At 72.4% G+C, this 15551-nt stretch carries 13 protein-coding genes and 1 pseudogene; 7 read left to right on the top strand and 7 right to left on the bottom strand.

Translation table 11 applies throughout. The annotated features are described in order from the left end of the window. The 7 genes and pseudogenes from ACRX5S_RS12540 to ACRX5S_RS12510 all read right to left on the bottom strand — a co-directional run. Positions 1-349 (bottom strand): annotated as a pseudogene (locus ACRX5S_RS12540) (3-oxoacyl-ACP synthase); the annotation flags it as partial. 100 nt (positions 350-449) lie between these two features. Then, complete coding sequence (locus tag ACRX5S_RS12535) at positions 450-1409, bottom strand: ACP S-malonyltransferase (RefSeq protein ID WP_436772960.1); 960 nt, start codon at positions 1407-1409, stop codon at positions 450-452. A 79-nt stretch (positions 1410-1488) separates the two neighbouring features. Beyond that, positions 1489-2676, bottom strand: a complete 1188-nt coding sequence (locus ACRX5S_RS12530; protein WP_436772959.1) for a PucR family transcriptional regulator — start codon at positions 2674-2676, stop codon at positions 1489-1491. Then, positions 2673-3428: an adenosylcobinamide amidohydrolase gene (locus ACRX5S_RS12525; RefSeq protein WP_436773204.1), complete on the bottom strand. Its 756-nt coding sequence runs from the start codon at positions 3426-3428 to the stop codon at positions 2673-2675. Before ACRX5S_RS12525 ends, ACRX5S_RS12530 begins: the two co-directional genes overlap by 4 nt. A gap of 26 nt (positions 3429-3454) precedes the next feature. Continuing rightward, entirely contained in the window at positions 3455-4453 is a 999-nt protein-coding gene (locus ACRX5S_RS12520) for an ABC transporter ATP-binding protein (RefSeq protein ID WP_436772958.1), read from the bottom strand. Beyond that, positions 4450-5517, bottom strand: a complete 1068-nt coding sequence (locus ACRX5S_RS12515; protein ID WP_436772957.1) for a FecCD family ABC transporter permease — start codon at positions 5515-5517, stop codon at positions 4450-4452. Before ACRX5S_RS12515 ends, ACRX5S_RS12520 begins: the two co-directional genes overlap by 4 nt. Continuing rightward, positions 5514-6452 (bottom strand): ABC transporter substrate-binding protein, encoded by a 939-nt coding sequence (locus tag ACRX5S_RS12510; protein ID WP_436772956.1) that lies wholly within the window; start codon positions 6450-6452, stop codon positions 5514-5516. The genes ACRX5S_RS12515 and ACRX5S_RS12510 overlap by 4 nt, the downstream gene beginning before the upstream one ends. Before the next feature lie 301 nt (positions 6453-6753). Between ACRX5S_RS12510 and ACRX5S_RS12505 the strand changes: the two genes are divergently transcribed. The 7 genes from ACRX5S_RS12505 (at position 6754) to ACRX5S_RS12475 (ending at position 15506) form a co-directional block, all read left to right on the top strand. Then, positions 6754-7485 carry a pirin family protein gene (locus tag ACRX5S_RS12505; protein ID WP_436772955.1) on the top strand — a complete coding sequence of 244 codons (732 nt, stop codon included), beginning with the start codon at positions 6754-6756 and terminating at the stop codon, positions 7483-7485. A gap of 887 nt (positions 7486-8372) precedes the next feature. Beyond that, positions 8373-9557: a saccharopine dehydrogenase family protein gene (locus ACRX5S_RS12500; RefSeq protein ID WP_436772954.1), complete on the top strand. Its 1185-nt coding sequence runs from the start codon at positions 8373-8375 to the stop codon at positions 9555-9557. Between the two features lie 134 nt (positions 9558-9691). Continuing rightward, complete coding sequence (locus tag ACRX5S_RS12495) at positions 9692-10171, top strand: MerR family transcriptional regulator (protein WP_436772953.1); 480 nt, start codon at positions 9692-9694, stop codon at positions 10169-10171. A 381-nt stretch (positions 10172-10552) separates the two neighbouring features. Then, a complete protein-coding gene (locus ACRX5S_RS12490) occupies positions 10553-11833 on the top strand; it encodes an ABC transporter ATP-binding protein (protein WP_436772952.1) in 1281 nt (426 codons plus the stop codon). Next, a complete protein-coding gene (locus ACRX5S_RS12485) occupies positions 11830-13149 on the top strand; it encodes an ABC transporter substrate-binding protein (protein ID WP_436772951.1) in 1320 nt (439 codons plus the stop codon). Before ACRX5S_RS12490 ends, ACRX5S_RS12485 begins: the two co-directional genes overlap by 4 nt. A 24-nt stretch (positions 13150-13173) precedes the next feature. After that, positions 13174-14550: a carbohydrate ABC transporter permease gene (locus ACRX5S_RS12480; RefSeq protein ID WP_436772950.1), complete on the top strand. Its 1377-nt coding sequence runs from the start codon at positions 13174-13176 to the stop codon at positions 14548-14550. Continuing rightward, the gene (locus ACRX5S_RS12475; RefSeq protein WP_436772949.1) at positions 14547-15506 is read left to right on the top strand and encodes a carbohydrate ABC transporter permease; all 960 of its coding nucleotides are present in this window, start codon (positions 14547-14549) and stop codon (positions 15504-15506) included. The genes ACRX5S_RS12480 and ACRX5S_RS12475 overlap by 4 nt, the downstream gene beginning before the upstream one ends. Positions 15507-15551 lie beyond the last annotated feature (45 nt).

Here is a 15551-nt window from a genome sequence, read left to right as displayed (position 1 = left end):
CCCCCCCCCCCCCGCCCGCGCCGAGGCGGTACGCGATCTCCGTGGCGATCGCCGGGGTCTGCTTGAGGTGGGTGACCGTCGACACGATGACGCACCCGACCTGCTCCGCCGAGACGCCCGCGTGCGCGAGGGCCTTGCCGGCCGCCGCGATCGACATCTCTGCGACGGTCTCCTCGTCGTTGGCCCAGCGGCGCGTCCTGATGCCGGAGCGCGACTGGATCCACTCGTCGGACGAGTCGATGCGTTCGATCAGTTCGGAGTTGGGCACGACCCGAACCGGACGGTAGCCGCCGACGCCCAGGATGCGGGCGTGCGGTGCCCCGACGGCGGGACGGATGGATGCGGTCACGCTGCGGCCTCCCGGTCGACGATGCTGGTCCCTGTGCGAATCCCTGCGCGAATCCTCGGGTGAATCCCGGCGCGGTTCCCGGCGCGAACGGCCACGCGGATCACACCGATCCCTGCGGGTGGAGCGTGCTCGGCGTCCCGTGCTTCTCCACGAGGACGCGCGCCGCTTCGAGGTCGTCCGGGGTCTTGAGGGCCAGCGTCTCGACGCCGGGCAGCGCGCGCTTGGCGAGCCCGGTCAGGGTGCCGGCCGGGGGCACCTCGATGACCGCGGTGACGCCCAGGTCCCGCATGGTCTCCATGCACAGGTCCCAGCGCACCGGGTTCGACACCTGGCTGACCAGGCGCCGCACGATCTCGCGGCCGTCGTGCAGCACCGCGCCGTCGGTGTTGGAGATGTACGGCGTGCGCGGGTCCCGCACGGTGACGCCGGGGACCAGCTCGGCGAGCCGGTCGACCGCGGGGGCCATGTGGTGCGTGTGGAACGCGCCGGCCACCGCGAGCGGGCGTACCCGCGCCTTCTCCGGCGGGTCGGCCGCGAACGCCGCGAGCTGCGGCAGCGTGCCGGCCGCCACGATCTGTCCGGCGCCGTTCATGTTGGCCGGGGTGAGTCCGTGCTCGGCGATCTTGGCGACCACCTGCTCGGCGTCGCCGCCGAGGACCGCGGACATGCCCGTCTCGGTCACCGCGGCCGCCGCGGCCATCGCCTTGCCGCGCTCGCGGACCAGGACCATCGCCGACTCGGCGCTGATCACTCCGGTGCCGGCCGCGGCCGTCAGCTCGCCGACGCTGTGCCCGGCCGCGCCGCCGACCACGCGGTACGCGTCGGAGGGGTGCGGGAACAGCGCCAGTGCGGCCACCAGACCGGACGCGACGAGCAGCGGCTGCGCCACCGCCGTGTCGCGGATCGCCTCGGCGTCGGCCTTGGTTCCGTAGTGGATCAGGTCGAGGCCGGTGACGGCGGACCACCAGGTGAGGCGGTCGGCCACCCCGGGCAGGTCGAGCCAGGGCGTGAGAAAACCGGGAGTCTGGGCACCCTGTCCGGGCGCGACGAGTACGAGCACGTATCAACCCTCTCGCTATCAAGGGGTCGAGACCCCGTATTGCCGCCGACGAAGATCAGAAGACGGTTTTGTGCGGTCCCTACAAAGCGCCTTCCGCCGCGGCCAGGCGTCCGAGAATCAGCGACACCTGGAGTGTGAAAGCGGAACGGGCCTCCGTCGGAACGAGGCCGGTGACGTCCATGACGCGTCGCAGCCGGTAACGAACGGTATTGGGGTGCACGAAGAGCATCCGCGCGGCCCCTTCGAGCGAGGACGCCTGCTCCAGGTACACCGACAGCGTCTCCAGCAAAGCGGACCCCGCCGCATGCAGCGGTATGTAGATCTCCTCCACCAGCTGCCGCCGTGCTTCCTCGTCTCCGGCGAGCGCGCGTTCGGGCAGCAGGTCGTCGGCGAGGACCGGGCGGGGGGCGTCCGGCCACGCGGCGCACGCCCGGTGCCCGGCGGTCGCGGACTGCGCCGACCTTACAGCGGCCAGCAGGTCCGGGACGCTCGGGCCCACCACGACGGGGCCGGGGCCGAACTGGCCGATCAGCGTGCGGGTGGCGCGCAGCGGGTCCTCGGCGCCGCCGAGGATGACGACGAGGCGGTCGCCCTGGACGCCGGTGAGGACGTTCAGCCGGGCGTGCCGGGACGCGCGGTGGATGCTGTCCACGACGGCCTGCGTGTCGGCGTCCGGTGCGTTGCCGACCACCACCATCACGGACTCCGGCGAGCCCCAGCCCAGGGCCGCGGCCCGCGACAGGATCCCCTCGTCGGCCTCCCCGCGCAGCAGCGAGTGCACCACCAGGGCCTCAAGGCGGGCGTCCCACGCGCCGCGGGCCTCGGCGGCGTGCGCGTAGACCTGCGCGGTGGCGAACGCGATCTCGCGGGAGTAGAGCAGCAGCGCCTCGCGCAGCACCTGGGCGTAGCCGGGGGCGGCCAGCTCCTCGATGCGGGCCTCGACGACCTCGATGGTGACGCGGACCAGCTCGACCGTCTGGGGCAGCGTGATGGCCCGGGTCAGCTCGCGCGGCGCGGTGCCGAAAACGTCCGCGCTGACCGCGTACGGCGCCTCCGGATGCCGGAACCACTCGGTGAACGCGGCGATCCCGGCCTGCGCGACCAGGCCGATCCACGAGCGGTTGTCGGCCGGCATGTTCCGGTACCACGGCAGCGTCTCGTCCATCCGCGCCGCGGCCGCGCCGGCGAGGGTGCCGGCGGACTTCTCCAGGCGGCGTACGGTCGCGGCGCGCCTGGCGGCGTCGGAGCCGGAAGATCGGGAGGTCACGGGGACCATGATGAACCCTCCGGAGGACCGGGGCGCACACGGTCGCGCCGGACGCGGTCGTCCCGGGCGCCCTGCGCGACCGCCGCGTGCACGGCGCGGGCGAGGCGCGAGCCCCAGAGCGAGCGGGGTCCGCCGAACAGTTCGGGCACCTCGCCCGGGCGCGGCGTGCGGGCGGCGACGCAGACGGCGTCGGAGGGCGTGCCGGTGCATGCGTACCCGTTCTCGACCAGAGCCTGGACCTTGGCCTCGGTGGCCGTCGCCACGGCGTTGACCAGGGCGGCGTCGGTGAGGGGGACAGGGATCACGACGATGGTGTTGATGGTGCCCGGGGGAGGGTACGCGGCGTTCGGGGGCGCGTCGCGGTCCGGTGCGGGACCGGGCAAGTCGCTTGGCTGCGCTGCCGGTTCGGGGGCGGCGGCCCAGGCCGGGATGCCTATGCCGGTCGTGACCCATGCGCGTACGCCGTGGTCCTCGCCGGTCGTGAACGCCGCCACGTCCGCGGCCGTCATCAGGCCTACGCCGTCGTGCGCGGCGAGGTCTTCCGCGGCCGCCGCCTCGGCCAGGTGCGCGACCGGGTCCATGCGCGAATACCCGGGCGGCACCTGCATGTTCAGCACCCACGCGCGCGGGCCCAGACCGCCGCCGAGGATGGCGCTCGACACCATCCGCCAGCCGGGTCCGGCGCGCCAGAGGAGTGCGGGCAGGCCGCCGTGGCGGACCAGTTCGGGGCCGGTGCCGACCGCCGCGTCCATGTCCGCGTCCTCCTCGCGCACGTCGGTCATGGTCGGGCCCTTTCGGTGGGGCTGCCGGTGCGGCTGCCTGTGGGGCTGTCCGTAGAGCTGCCGGTGGAACTGTCTGTCGAGCTACCGGTGGGGCCGCCTTCGGAGCTGTCGGTGGTGCGTGCGCCCGCGGTGCCCGGCGCATTCTGGACACCTGCCGGGCCTGCCGCATCTGCCTTGCCGGGAGCGGCCGTTGCGGTTCCGCGGGCGCCGGGCGCGTGGGGGCGCGGGCGCAGCAGGTGCACCTGCGGCCGACCGTCCCGTCCCGCCACCACCTCGACGTGCGCCTGGTAGTGCTCGGCGATGCTCTCCGCGGTCAGGACCTCCGCGGCCGTGCCCGCGGCGGCGGCACCGCCCTCGACGAGCAGGAGCATGCGTTCGGCGTACTGCGCGGCGAGCCCGAGGTCGTGCAGGGTCGTGACGACCGTCAGACCGTCGTCGCGGCGCAGCAGGTCGACCAGTTCCAGCACCTGCTGCTGGTGGCCGAGGTCGAGGGCGGTGGTGGGCTCGTCGAGCAGCAGCACCGGGGCCTGCTGGGCCAGCGCCCTTGCCAATACCACCCGTTGGCGCTCGCCGCCGGACAGCCGGCCGACCTCGCGGTGGGCGAACTCGGTGAGGTCGAGGCGTTCGATGACGCCGTCGGCCACCGCCCGGTCGCGGCGACCGGGCACCGCGAGGTAGCCGAGGTGCGGGGTGCGGCCGAGCAGCACGTACTCGCGCACCGACATCTGCTGCGGCACCACCGGGTTCTGCGGCGTGTAGGCGAGAGTGCGGGCGAGTTTGCGCGGCGGCAGGTCGCGCAGCCGGACGCCGTCCACGCGCACGTCGCCGGAGTACGGCAGCAGGCCGGCGACCGCCTTGAGCAGCGTCGACTTCCCCGCGCCGTTCGGGCCGATCACCGCGAGCCAGCCGCCCGCGTCCACCCGCGCGTCGATGCCGTGCAGGATGCGCCGCCGGTCGCGCGTCACCTCCAGCGCCGCGACCTCGATGCCGGTCACAGGTCCACCCGCCGCGTGGCGCGCAGCACGACCACGAAGAACGGCGCGCCGATGAACGCCGTCACGACCCCGATCGGCAGCTCGCCGGGCGCGGTCGCGGTGCGCGCGACGATGTCGGCGACCACCAGGAACGCGCCGCCGGTCAGCACCGACAGCGGCAGAATGCGGCGGTAGCTGCCGCCGACCAGCCGCCGCACCATGTGCGGGATCACGATGCCGAGGAATCCGATGAGGCCGCTGATCGCCACCGCGGTGGCGGTGGCGAGGGACGCCGCGAAGAGCACGACGAAGCGCACCCGGGCGGCGTTGACCCCGAGCACGCCGGCCTCCTCGTCGCCGACCGTCATGACGTCCAGCAGCCGGCCGTGCAGCAGCAGGATGAACGTGCTGGCCGCCGCGTACGGCAGCACGAGCCCGAGTTCCTTCCAGCCGATCGTGGCCAGGCTGCCGAGGATCCACGAGTAAATGCGGCGCAGTTCGTCGACCTTGGCCTGCATCACGAACGTCTGCACCGACGACAGGAACGCCGACACCGCGACGCCCGCGAGCACCAGGGTGACCGTGCCGTCGGCGCGCCCGGCGGTCGAGCCGAGGGCGTACGCCATCAGCACGCCGCCGATCGCGCCGGCGAACGCCGCGAGCGGGATCACGCCGACGCCGACCACCGACTCGACGTCCGAGTAGCCGATCACGAGGGTCGCCCCGACACCGGCTCCGGCCGCCGCGCCGAGCAGGTACGGGTCGGCCATGGGGTTGCGGAAGACCCCCTGGTAGCCGGCGCCGGCCACGGCGAGCAGCGAGCCCACCACGACCGCGCCGAGCACCCGTGGCATGCGGATCTCCATCAGCACCGAGTGCTGCACGGGACTGAGTCCGTGGTCGACGTCCACCAGCGGCAGTTCGTCGACCAGGGCGAGCAGGACGCCGCGCACCGGCAGGTCCGCGGCGCCCACCAGCAGGCCCGCGACGACGGCGCCGACCAGCGCGAGCGAGCCGACCGCGTACGCGAGGTACGCGCGGCCCTCTCCCACCGGTCGGCGCCGGACCGCGAGCGTGCGGATCACGCGTTCGCGCCGGCCTTCTCGACCGCCGCGCCGACGGTCGTGACCAGGTCGACCACCCGCGGACCCCAGCGCGAGGCGATGTCGTCGTCGAGTGCCACGACGTTGCCGGTCTGCACCGCCTTGACCTTGTCCCAGCCCGGACGCTTCGACACCGACGCCAGGTCCTGCTGGCAGCACTTGACGTCGGCCAGGAAGATCAGGTCGGGGTTGGACTGCACGATGTGCTCGCTGGAGACCTGCGGGTAGCCGGAGCCGTCCTTGTCGGCGGCGTCCGCGATGTTCTGGAGGCCGAACAGCGAGTAGACCTCGCCGATGAACGTCTTCGAGGTCGAGCTGAAGCCGGTGTTGTCCAGCTCGTGGAAGTAGGTCAGCGGCTTCGTCGGCTTCTTCGTCTTCGCGACGACGTCGGCGATGTCCTTCTTCATCTTGTCCGTGACCGCGGCGGCCTCGGCGGTGTGGCCGGTGGCCGTGCCGAGGGTGTTGAACTGCGCGTACATCTCCTCGAACGTCTTGGCGGCCGGGACCTCGACGACCTTGATCTTGACGGACTCCAGCTTCTGCTTGATGCCGTCGATGTCGTCGGAGATGACCACCAGGTCGGGGGTGTACTTGGTGACCGCCTCGGCGTTCGGCTTGAAGCCGGACAGGTCGGTCTTGGGGGTGTCGGCCGGGAAGTTCGACAGCGCGTCCACCGCGACGACCTGCTTGCCGGCGCCTATCGCGTACAGCATCTCGGTCGCGGTCGGTGCGAGTGACACGATCTTCTTGGGCGCGTCGGCGGGCACCTGGCCGGCGGACGCCGGGGCCGACTGCGCACCGCTCGGCGCGGCGCCCTGGTCGTCCTTCTCGTCCTTGTCGTCGTCGCCGCAGCCGGTCAGCACCAGCGCGCCCAGGACGACTGCCGCGGCGGGCCGCAGCAGCGTGGTGAGCTTCATGGATTTCTCCCGCGTGCACCACGGGGAGGGGGACGCAGGACCCGTGGACGGCTCGCCCTTCCTACGAGGGCAGATGTCGTCGACGCAGGCGAGGCGACCTGGCTCGTCCCCCGGACGCACAGGTCGGCGGGGGCATTGCAGTTGCGGGACAGCGCCGGGATCACACCGGACTTCGCTGCGCACAGCGTCTCGGCGGAACGGTTCCGCCGGATTCAGGACGATACCAACCGACCCCGCGCCGTACGGTTGCGGGGAGGACCACCCCGCGCGACCCGCCCCGCGCCGAGCCGAGGAACGCCCGATGACCACGTACGACGTACGCCGTGCCGCCGACCGCTTCCACACCGAGGCGGGCTGGCTGGACTCGCACCACAGCTTCTCCTTCAGCCGCCACTACGACCCGGCCAACACCCACTTCGGCCTCCTCCTCGTCAGCAACGACGACATCGTCGCCCCGGGGACGGGCTTCGACACCCACCCTCACCGCGACATGGAGATCGTCACCTGGGTGCTCTCCGGCTCCCTCGTGCACCAGGACTCCGAGGGCCACAACGGCGTCATCCACCCGGGCCTCGCCCAGCGCATGAGCGCCGGCCGCGGCATCCTGCACTCCGAGAAGAACGACATCCACGCCGCGGCCACCCCCGAGCCGGTGCGTTTCGTCCAGATGTGGGTCCTTCCCGACGAGACCGGGATCACCCCCGGCTACGAACAACGCGACGTCTCGGCCGACCTCACGCCAGGCACCCTCGTCCCCGTCGCCTCCGGCAACCCGGCCCACGACTCCGCCATCCGCATCCACCAGAAGGACGCGACCCTCCACGCCGCCCGCCTCACCCCCGGCGACACCCTCACCCTCCCCTCCGCCCCTTATCTCCACCTCTTCCTGGCCCAAGGCTCCGCCACCCTCGAAGACGCCGGCCCCCTGGCCGAGGGCGACGCCGTCCGCCTGACCGCCCCCACCCCCCTACGCCTCACCGCCACCACCAACACAGAACTCCTCCTCTGGGAAATGCACTCCGCCCTCCGCTGACCCGAAGCCGACGCCCGGAACGGACCAGCGCATCCACCGCGCGCAATCCCTCGGCCCGGAACACCGGCTCCCCGCCGCCCAGTTGCTCGCCAACGTGACGCTCACCCGCCACCGCCCTGACATGCCGCCCTGCCCACTGCTCGTTGCCGCGTGCCCGCCGAGCGGGGCGTGTGCCGAGGGAGCGTTGGTGGTTGGTGTGCGGCGTCGCGCCCAGTGTGTGGTCGAAGGCGAACCTCAACACCGGGCCCCCGGACCGGTCTTGCCCCACGCATGACTGTTCCGCCGACTGGGCCGTGTGGCCGGGGCGAAGCGCGCCGTGTAGAGCGACGGGCGTGTGCTGCGTCGTCGCCGCAAGCGCGTGGGTGGGAGGGCCGTGGGATTCATCGCGTGCGAGGGCCGCTCGCCGCTCGCTGCTGGCTGCTGGCCGTCTGCGGTCCGCCCCCGCCGCTCGCCGCCCACCGCCCACCGCCCGCCGCTCGCCGCCCGCCGCTGGCCGTCTGCGGTCCGCCCCCGCCGCCCGCCGCTCGCCGCCCGCCGCTGGCCGTCTGCGGTCCGCCCCCGCCGCTCGCCGCCCACCGCCCACCGCTGGCCGCCCGCCGCCCGCCGCCCGCCGTCCGCGGTGCGCCCCCACCGCCAGCCGCTCGCCGTCCGCCCCCGCCGCCTGCCGCTCCCCGTTTGCGGTCCGTCCCCGCCGCTCGCCGTCCGCCCCCGCCGTCCGCGGCTCGCTGCTGGGGGCTCGGCGACTTGTGTTGTGGTGCGGCGTGGCGTGGGGTTGTTGGGTGGGGGCGCTCGTTGGCTGGTGGGAACGTTGGGGTGGGGTTTGGCGTTTGGGGGGTGCTGAGGAGAGGAGTGGTATGGGGTCTGGGAGTTCTGGGGGCGTGGGGGAGATGCCTTCGTTGGATCGGGCGTTTGACGTGGTGTTGCTGGGGGCTACGGGGTTTACCGGGGGGTTGACGGCGGAGTACTTGGCGCGGAATGCTCCGGCGGCCTGTCGGTGGGCGATCGCGGGGCGGAGTCCGGAGAAGTTGCGGGCGGTGCGGGAGCGGTTGGCGGCGGTCAATCCGGCGTGTGCGGAGTTGGAGTTGTTGACGGCGGACACCGCGGACGCGGCGTCGTTGCGGGCGTTGGCCGGGAGCACGCGGGTGTTGGCCACGACGGTCGGGCCGTACATCGAGTACGGGGAGCCGGTCGTCGCGGCGTGTGCGGAGGCCGGGACGGACTACCTCGATCTGACGGGGGAGCCGGAGTTCGTGGACCGGATGTACGTCGCCCACCACGGCACCGCGGTCCGCACCGGCGCACGCCTCGTGCACGCCTGCGGGTTCGATTCGGTGCCGCACGATCTCGGCGTGCTGTTCACGATGGGTCTGCTGCCGCACGGCGTTCCGGTGCGCGTGGAGGGGCGCGTGCGGGCCGGCGGGGCGGTCTCCGGCGGGACGTTCGCCTCCGCGCTGACCGCGTTTTCGCGGCTGCGGTCCGCCCGTGACGCCGCGCACGCCCGCCGCCGCGTGGACAAGGGCCCGCACGGGCGCCGGGCGCGGGCCGTCGAGGGGAAGCCACGGCGCGACAAGGCGACCGGGGACTGGCTGGTGCCGCTGCCGACGATCGATCCACAGATCGTCGCGCGCTCGGGACGCGCGCTGGAGTCGTACGGTCCGGACTTCTCGTACACGCACTATGCGTCCGTGCGCCGCCTGCCCGTGGCCGTCGCCGGTGCCGCCGGGGTCGGGTCGCTGGTGCTGCTCGCCCAGGTGCCCCCGGTGCGGCGCGCGTTGCAGGCCCGTCTCGCGCCGGGCGAGGGCCCCGCCGCGGACCGGCGCGCCAAGGCGTGGTTCAGCGTGCGCTTCATCGCGGAAGGCGGCGGCGAGCGGATCGTCACCGAGGTCCGCGGCGGCGATCCGGGGTACGACGAGACGGCGAAGATGCTCGCGGAGGCGGCGCTGAGCCTGGCGTTCGACCAACTCCCGAAGACCTCGGGGCAGGTGACGACCGCGGTGGCGATGGGGGACGCGCTGATCGGGCGTCTGCGCCGTGCCGGGATCGAGTTCCGGCGGCTCGAACCGGCGGAGTGAGCGGTGCGGACCGGCGCGGGAGGGGCTGGGGTGACGTGCGCGGCACTCTTGCCTAGAGTGCGCTCGAAGTCCGTAGCGTCGTCGTCGCGGCCGCCGCACGAGGACGGCCGTACCCCAGCTCCAGGAGGCGCGCCATGCCGTCGGCCCAGTCGACCGCCGTCCACGACGTGAGCGAGCCGCGCGACCTCGACGAGTCCGAGGTCGGCGGCACGACCAGCTACACGATCAGCGAGGTCGCGGCCCGGACCGGCCTGAGCGCGCACACGCTGCGCTGGTACGAGCGGATCGGCCTCATGCCGCACGTCGGCCGCGAGACGTCCCACGCCGGAGGCGGGCGGGCCGGCAAGCGCCGGTACAGCGAACGCGACCTCGGCTTCCTGGAGTTCGTCGGCAAGCTGCGGGCGACCGGTATGTCCGTGGCGGACATGATCCGGTACGCGGAGCTCGCCCGCGAGGGCGACCGCACCCTCGCCGAGCGCCACCAGATCCTGGTGGACCACCGCGAGGAGGTCCGCGCCCGCATCACCGATCTGACGTCCTGCCTGCTCGTCCTCGACTACAAGATCGAGTACTACGGCGCCGTGGTGGCGGAGGAGCCCGCCGCGTGTTCCTGAGGCACGCGTACGCCGACCCACGTCGCGACTGATCGCCCCGCGCGCCGACCGCGCGTTGCCCCGGCTCGCGCCGACCGCGCCGACCGCGCGCTGCCCCCGCTCGCGCCGACCGCGACTGCCGCGCATTGCCCCGCGCGCCGACCGCGACCGCCGCGAATCGCCGCCGCGCGCCGACCCGCACACGCGTCCGGAATTCGCAACCAGGTCAGCCAAATTGCGCATAACGCCTACACAGCGCGACGCGCGTAGCAAAAGTGATCACGCACCGTGCTCCGAAGATTACGAATGGGCGTCGGTCCCCACCCGGGGGGTTGTGACCTTCGCGCTACGAGGCGTAGCAACGGGAGATCGGCAGGCGATCGTGCCACCCCTGGGGGTGCTGTGGCTGACGTGGTTTTGAACGGGGTCGGAAAGATCTATCCGGACGGCACCAGAGCCGTCGATTCGCTCGATCTGGCAGTTGCACACGGCGAGTTCCTGGTCCTCGTCGGTCCGTCCGGCTGCGGCAAGACCACCGCGCTGCGCATGGTCGCGGGGCTGGAGGACATCAGCGAGGGCACCATCCGCATCGGCGAGCGCGTCGTCAACCGGGTGCCGTCGCGCGACCGCGACGTCGCGATGGTCTTCCAAAGCTACGCGCTGTACCCGCACCTGAACGTCCGCGACAACATCGGATTCGGGCTCCGGCTCCGCAAGTTGCCCAAGCCCGAGATCCGCAAGCGCGTCGAGGAGGCCGCCCGCACGCTAGGTCTGGAGGAGCACTTGGGCCGCAAGCCCCGGCAGCTTTCCGGCGGGCAGCGCCAGCGCGTCGCGATGGGCCGTGCGATCGTCCGCGAGCCGCAGGCGTTCCTGATGGACGAGCCGCTGTCGAATCTGGACGCCAAGCTCCGCGTCCAGATGCGCGCCCAGATCGCCCGCCTCACCCGTGAACTCGGGGTCACCACGCTGTATGTGACGCACGACCAGGTCGAGGCGATGACCCTCGGCGACCGGGTCGCCGTGATGCGCAAGGGCGTTCTGCAACAGGTGGCTCCGCCGCAGGAGTTGTACGACCGGCCGGTGAACCTCTTCGTCGCCGGCTTCATCGGCTCGCCCGCGATGAACCTCTTCAGCGGCGAATTGGAGCGCACCCCGGAGAGCGCCAAAGGCGCGGGCGGCAGCGGGGGCGACGGCGGAGGCGGCAGTGGGGGCGGCAGCGCACCCGACGGCGGCATGACCGTCCGCCTGGGCGACCAGCGCCTCGCCGTACCGCCCCAACTCCTCGCCGAACGCCCCGCGTTGCGTGTGCACGCGGGTCGCCGCGTGATCGTCGGCATCCGCCCCGAGGACCTGTTCGACGCGGCCGAGGACGACGCGCCCGCGCCCGACGGGACCCTCCTGCGCGCCGAGACCGACCTGGTCGAGTCGATGGGCTCCGAGGTGCACGTGCACGTACGCCTCGCCGCCCCGCCCGCCGTGACCGCCGACGTCCAGGAACTGGCCGAGGACGTCGGCGCCGAGGACCAGGTGCCCGACCCCGAGACCGCGCACTCGGAGCTGGTCGCCCGTTTCGGGCCGCGCACCCGGGTCCGTGAGGGCGACACCGCGATGCTGCGGGTGGCCACCGATCGCATGCACTTCTTCGACCCGGCGACGGGTCTTTCCGTGAGGGAGGAAACGTGAGGCGGATCGTGGGCGCGCTGGCGGCGGCGTCGCTGCTGACGCTGGGACTCGCCGCGTGCGGTGACGACGACGACAAGGACGACGGCACCAAACCCCCGGCCGGGCAGTCCCTGGCCGGCCAGACGGTGAGCGTCGCCGCGGTGTGGACCGGCGACGAACAGGCCGCGTTCATGAAGGTGTTGGCTGATTTCGAGCGGCGCACCGGCGCGAGGACCGAGTTCATCCCGACCGGCGACAGCGCCGCGACCTTCCTCGGCCAGCGCGTCGAGGGCAACGCGCCGCCGGACGTCGCGTTCCTCGCCCAGCCGGGCGTGCTCAAGGAGTTCGCGCAGAAGGGCTGGATCAAGCCGGTCGCGCCCGAGGTGCAGCAGTCCGTGCAGGCGAACTTCGCGCCGCAGTGGCAGAAGCTCGGGTCGTACGAGAACCAGCTCTACGGCGTCTACTACAAGGGCGCCAACAAGTCCCTGGTCTGGTACAACGCCGCGGTCCTCGACAACGCCGGGGCCACCGAGCCCGCGACCTGGGACGACCTGGTCAAGACCGCGGGCCTGGTCTCCGACTCCGGCACCCCGCCCTTCGCGACCGGCGGCGCCGACGGCTGGGTGCTCACCGACTGGTTCGAGAACGTCTACCTGAGTCAGGCCGGCCCCGAGATGTACGACAAGCTCGCGCAGCACCAGATCCCGTGGACCGACCCGTCCGTCAAGGCCGCGCTGGAGACCCTCGCGAAGGTGTGGGGCCAGAGCGCGTGGTTCCCGGGCGGTACCGGCGGCGCGCTCCAGACCGAGTTCCCCGCGTCCGTCCCGCAGGTGTTCGGTGACCCGCCGAAGGCCGGCATGCTGCCCGGCGCCGACTTCGTCGGCACCAACATCATCAAGGACACCAAGGCCGAGATCGGCACCGACGCGAAGTTCTTCGCGTTCCCGGCCGTCTCGCCCGGCAAGGCGCCGGTGGTCAGCGGCGGCGACGTCGCGGTGGCGATGAAGGACAGCCCGGGCGCGATGGCGCTGCTCAACTACCTCGCCTCGCCGGACGCCGCCAAGGTGTGGGCGGAGCAGGGCGGCTACCTGTCGCCGAACAAGAACCTCGACTTCGCGGCGTACCGCGACGACGTGACCCGCGAGATCGCCCGGAACCTGATCGAGGCCGGCGACGACTTCCGCTTCGACCTGTCCGACCAGACGCCGTCCGCGTTCGGCGGTACGAAGGGCGAGGGCATGTGGCGCGACCTCCAGGACTTCCTGCGCAACCCGTCCGATGTCGCGGGTGCGCAGGCCAAGTTGGAGGCGAGCGCGGCCAAGGCGTACGGCACCTGACACCGACGGGGGGTCATGGCGGACATGGCGGACGACACGACTGACCCGACCCGCACCGACCAGCCGCCGCCGCGCAAGCCGGCCGAGGCCGCAGGGGACGAACCCCGCGGCCTCGGCACCGGGCGGCTGCTGGGCTGGCTGTTCCTGCTCCCCGCGCTGCTGGTGCTCGCGGTGCTGGTCGCCTATCCGATCGTCTGGACGCTCGTACGCAGCCTCTTCGGCGCCGACGGATGGTCGGACTTCGCGGGGCTCGACAACTACCAGGACCTGTTCACCGACGACGACACGTTCACCGCGCTGAAGAACAACCTGATCTGGGTGCTCGTGGTGCCCGCAGTGGTCACCGCGTTCGGCCTGGTCTTCGCGGTGCTGACCGAGCGCGTGCGGTTCGCGACCGCGTTCAAACTGATCGTCTTCATGCCGATGGCCGTGTCGATGCTCGCGGCCGGCATCATCTTCCGGCTCGTCTACGACCGCGACTCCGACAAGGGCGTGGCCAACGCGGCGCTGGTGACCGTGCACGACGCGTTCTCGGACGGCGCCCCCTACCCGGGCGCCCGCCCACGCCCCAACAGCGGCTTCGACGCCGACGGCGGCGGCTTCATCACCGCCGGGGCGAGCGGCCCGGGCGCGCCGGTGCTGCTGCCGCTGGTCGCCCTGCCGGACGACAAGGTGCCGTCGGACGCGCGCCCCGCACCCGCCGCGCCGCCGTCCGCCGGCCCCGGCCTCTCCGGCGTCGTGTGGCTCGACTTCAGCCGCGGCAACGTCGGTGAACCGGGCCAGGTCGACCCCGGCGAACGCGGCCTGCCCGGCGTGCGCGTCGAGGCGGTCCGGGACGGCCGTACGGTCGGCTCCGCGACCACCCGCGCCGACGGCAGCTTCACGCTGCCCGAAAAGGCCACCGCGGACGGCCCGGTGCGCCTGCGCCTTGCCGAGTCCAACTTCGCGGAGTCCTTCGCCGGGTACGACTGGCTCGGCCCGAACCTCATCACCCCGGCCATCATCGGCGCCTACGTCTGGATGTGGGCCGGCTTCGCCATGGTCCTCATCGCCGCGGGTCTCGCCGCGATCCCGCGCGACGCCCTGGAGGCGGCCCGCGTCGACGGCGCCACCGAATGGCAGGTGTTCCGCCGTGTCACCGTCCCGTTGCTGGCGCCGGTGCTCGTGGTGGTGATGGTGACGCTCGTCATCAACGTCCTGAAGGTCTTCGACCTCGTCTACATCATCTCGCTCGGCTCGTCGCAGAAAGAGGCCAACGTCCTCGCGCTCCAGATGTACCTGGCCTCCTTCGGGGGCGGCAACAACCAGGGCCTCGGCAGCGCAATCGGCATCGTCCTGTTCCTCCTGGTGCTGCCCGCGATGCTCTTCAACATCCGCCGCTTCCGAAGGGAGAACCGATGACCACGGGGGCCGAGGAAGTCCCGGCCGGCATCGGCACGGCGACCGCCGCGGAGGTCGGAACCGGGCGGAAGCGCGAGGCGGCCCCGGAGCCGGGCGGGGGGATCCGACGAAACCTCGCGTCGCGGATCGTGGCGCGGACCGGCGGGGGCGCGGTCGCGGTCGGGCTGGTGCTGATCGCGCTGTTCTGGCTGATGCCGACGTTCGGCCTGCTGATGTCGTCGCTGCGGCCGTCCGAGGAGACCGGGACGTCCGGGTGGTGGAAGGTCTTCTCGGAGCCCGGGCAGATCACCTGGTCGAACTACGACAAGCTGCTGTCGAACGACGACATGATGCGGGCGTTCTTCAACACGATCTGGATCACCGTGCCGAGCACGCTGCTGGTGATCATCATCGGCGCGCTCGCCGCGTACGCCTTCGCCTGGCTCGAATTCCCGGGTCGCGACTGGCTGTTCCTGGTCGTCGTCGGACTGCTCGTGGTGCCCGTGCAGGTGGCGCTGATCCCGATCTCCAAGCTGTACGGCGAGACGAACCTCTTCGGCACGATCCTCGGCGTCGTCCTCTTCCACGTCGCCTTCGGTCTGCCGTTCGCGGTGTTCCTGCTGCGCAACTACTTCGCCGGCATCCCGAAGGACCTGCTGGAGGCCGCCCGCATGGACGGCGGCACCGACCTGACGATCTTCTTCCGGGTCATCCTGCCGCTCGGCCTCCCCGCGATCGCCTCGCTGGGCATCTTCCAGTTCCTGTGGGTCTGGAACGACATGCTCATCGCGCTGATCTACGCGGACACCGACTCCGCGCCGCTCACCGTCGCGCTCCAGTCGCAGTCCCGCGCTTTCGGCGCGAACATCGAGGTGCTGGCGCCGGGGGCCTTCCTGTCGCTGATCGTCCCGCTGCTGGTGTTCTTCTCCTTCCAGCGCTACTTCGTGCAGGGGGTGATGGCGGGCGCGGTCAAGTAAGAGGCGTGGAACCACCGGAAGCACGACGCAGCGGACCGTCCCGTT

It is taken from the genome of Yinghuangia sp. YIM S09857, from assembly GCF_051388915.1.
Lineage (GTDB): Bacteria > Actinomycetota > Actinomycetes > Streptomycetales > Streptomycetaceae > Yinghuangia.
The sequence above is the reverse complement of the archived record's forward strand: the minus strand, read 5'-3'. Positions and strand labels throughout refer to the sequence as shown.

Bases quoted from the DNA above. Each gene is read 5' to 3' on its own strand.
- ACRX5S_RS12475 (WP_436772949.1), top strand. From the start codon at position 14,547: ATGACCACGGGGGCCGAGGAAGTCCCGGCCGGCATCGGCACGGCGACC.
- ACRX5S_RS12500 (WP_436772954.1), top strand. From the start codon at position 8,373: ATGCCTTCGTTGGATCGGGCGTTTGACGTGGTGTTGCTGGGGGCTACG.
- ACRX5S_RS12505 (WP_436772955.1), top strand. From the start codon at position 6,754: ATGACCACGTACGACGTACGCCGTGCCGCCGACCGCTTCCACACCGAG.
- ACRX5S_RS12525 (WP_436773204.1), bottom strand. From the start codon at position 3,428: ATGGACGCGGCGGTCGGCACCGGCCCCGAACTGGTCCGCCACGGCGGC.
- ACRX5S_RS12495 (WP_436772953.1), top strand. From the start codon at position 9,692: ATGCCGTCGGCCCAGTCGACCGCCGTCCACGACGTGAGCGAGCCGCGC.
- ACRX5S_RS12480 (WP_436772950.1), top strand. From the start codon at position 13,174: ATGGCGGACGACACGACTGACCCGACCCGCACCGACCAGCCGCCGCCG.
- ACRX5S_RS12510 (WP_436772956.1), bottom strand. From the start codon at position 6,452: ATGAAGCTCACCACGCTGCTGCGGCCCGCCGCGGCAGTCGTCCTGGGC.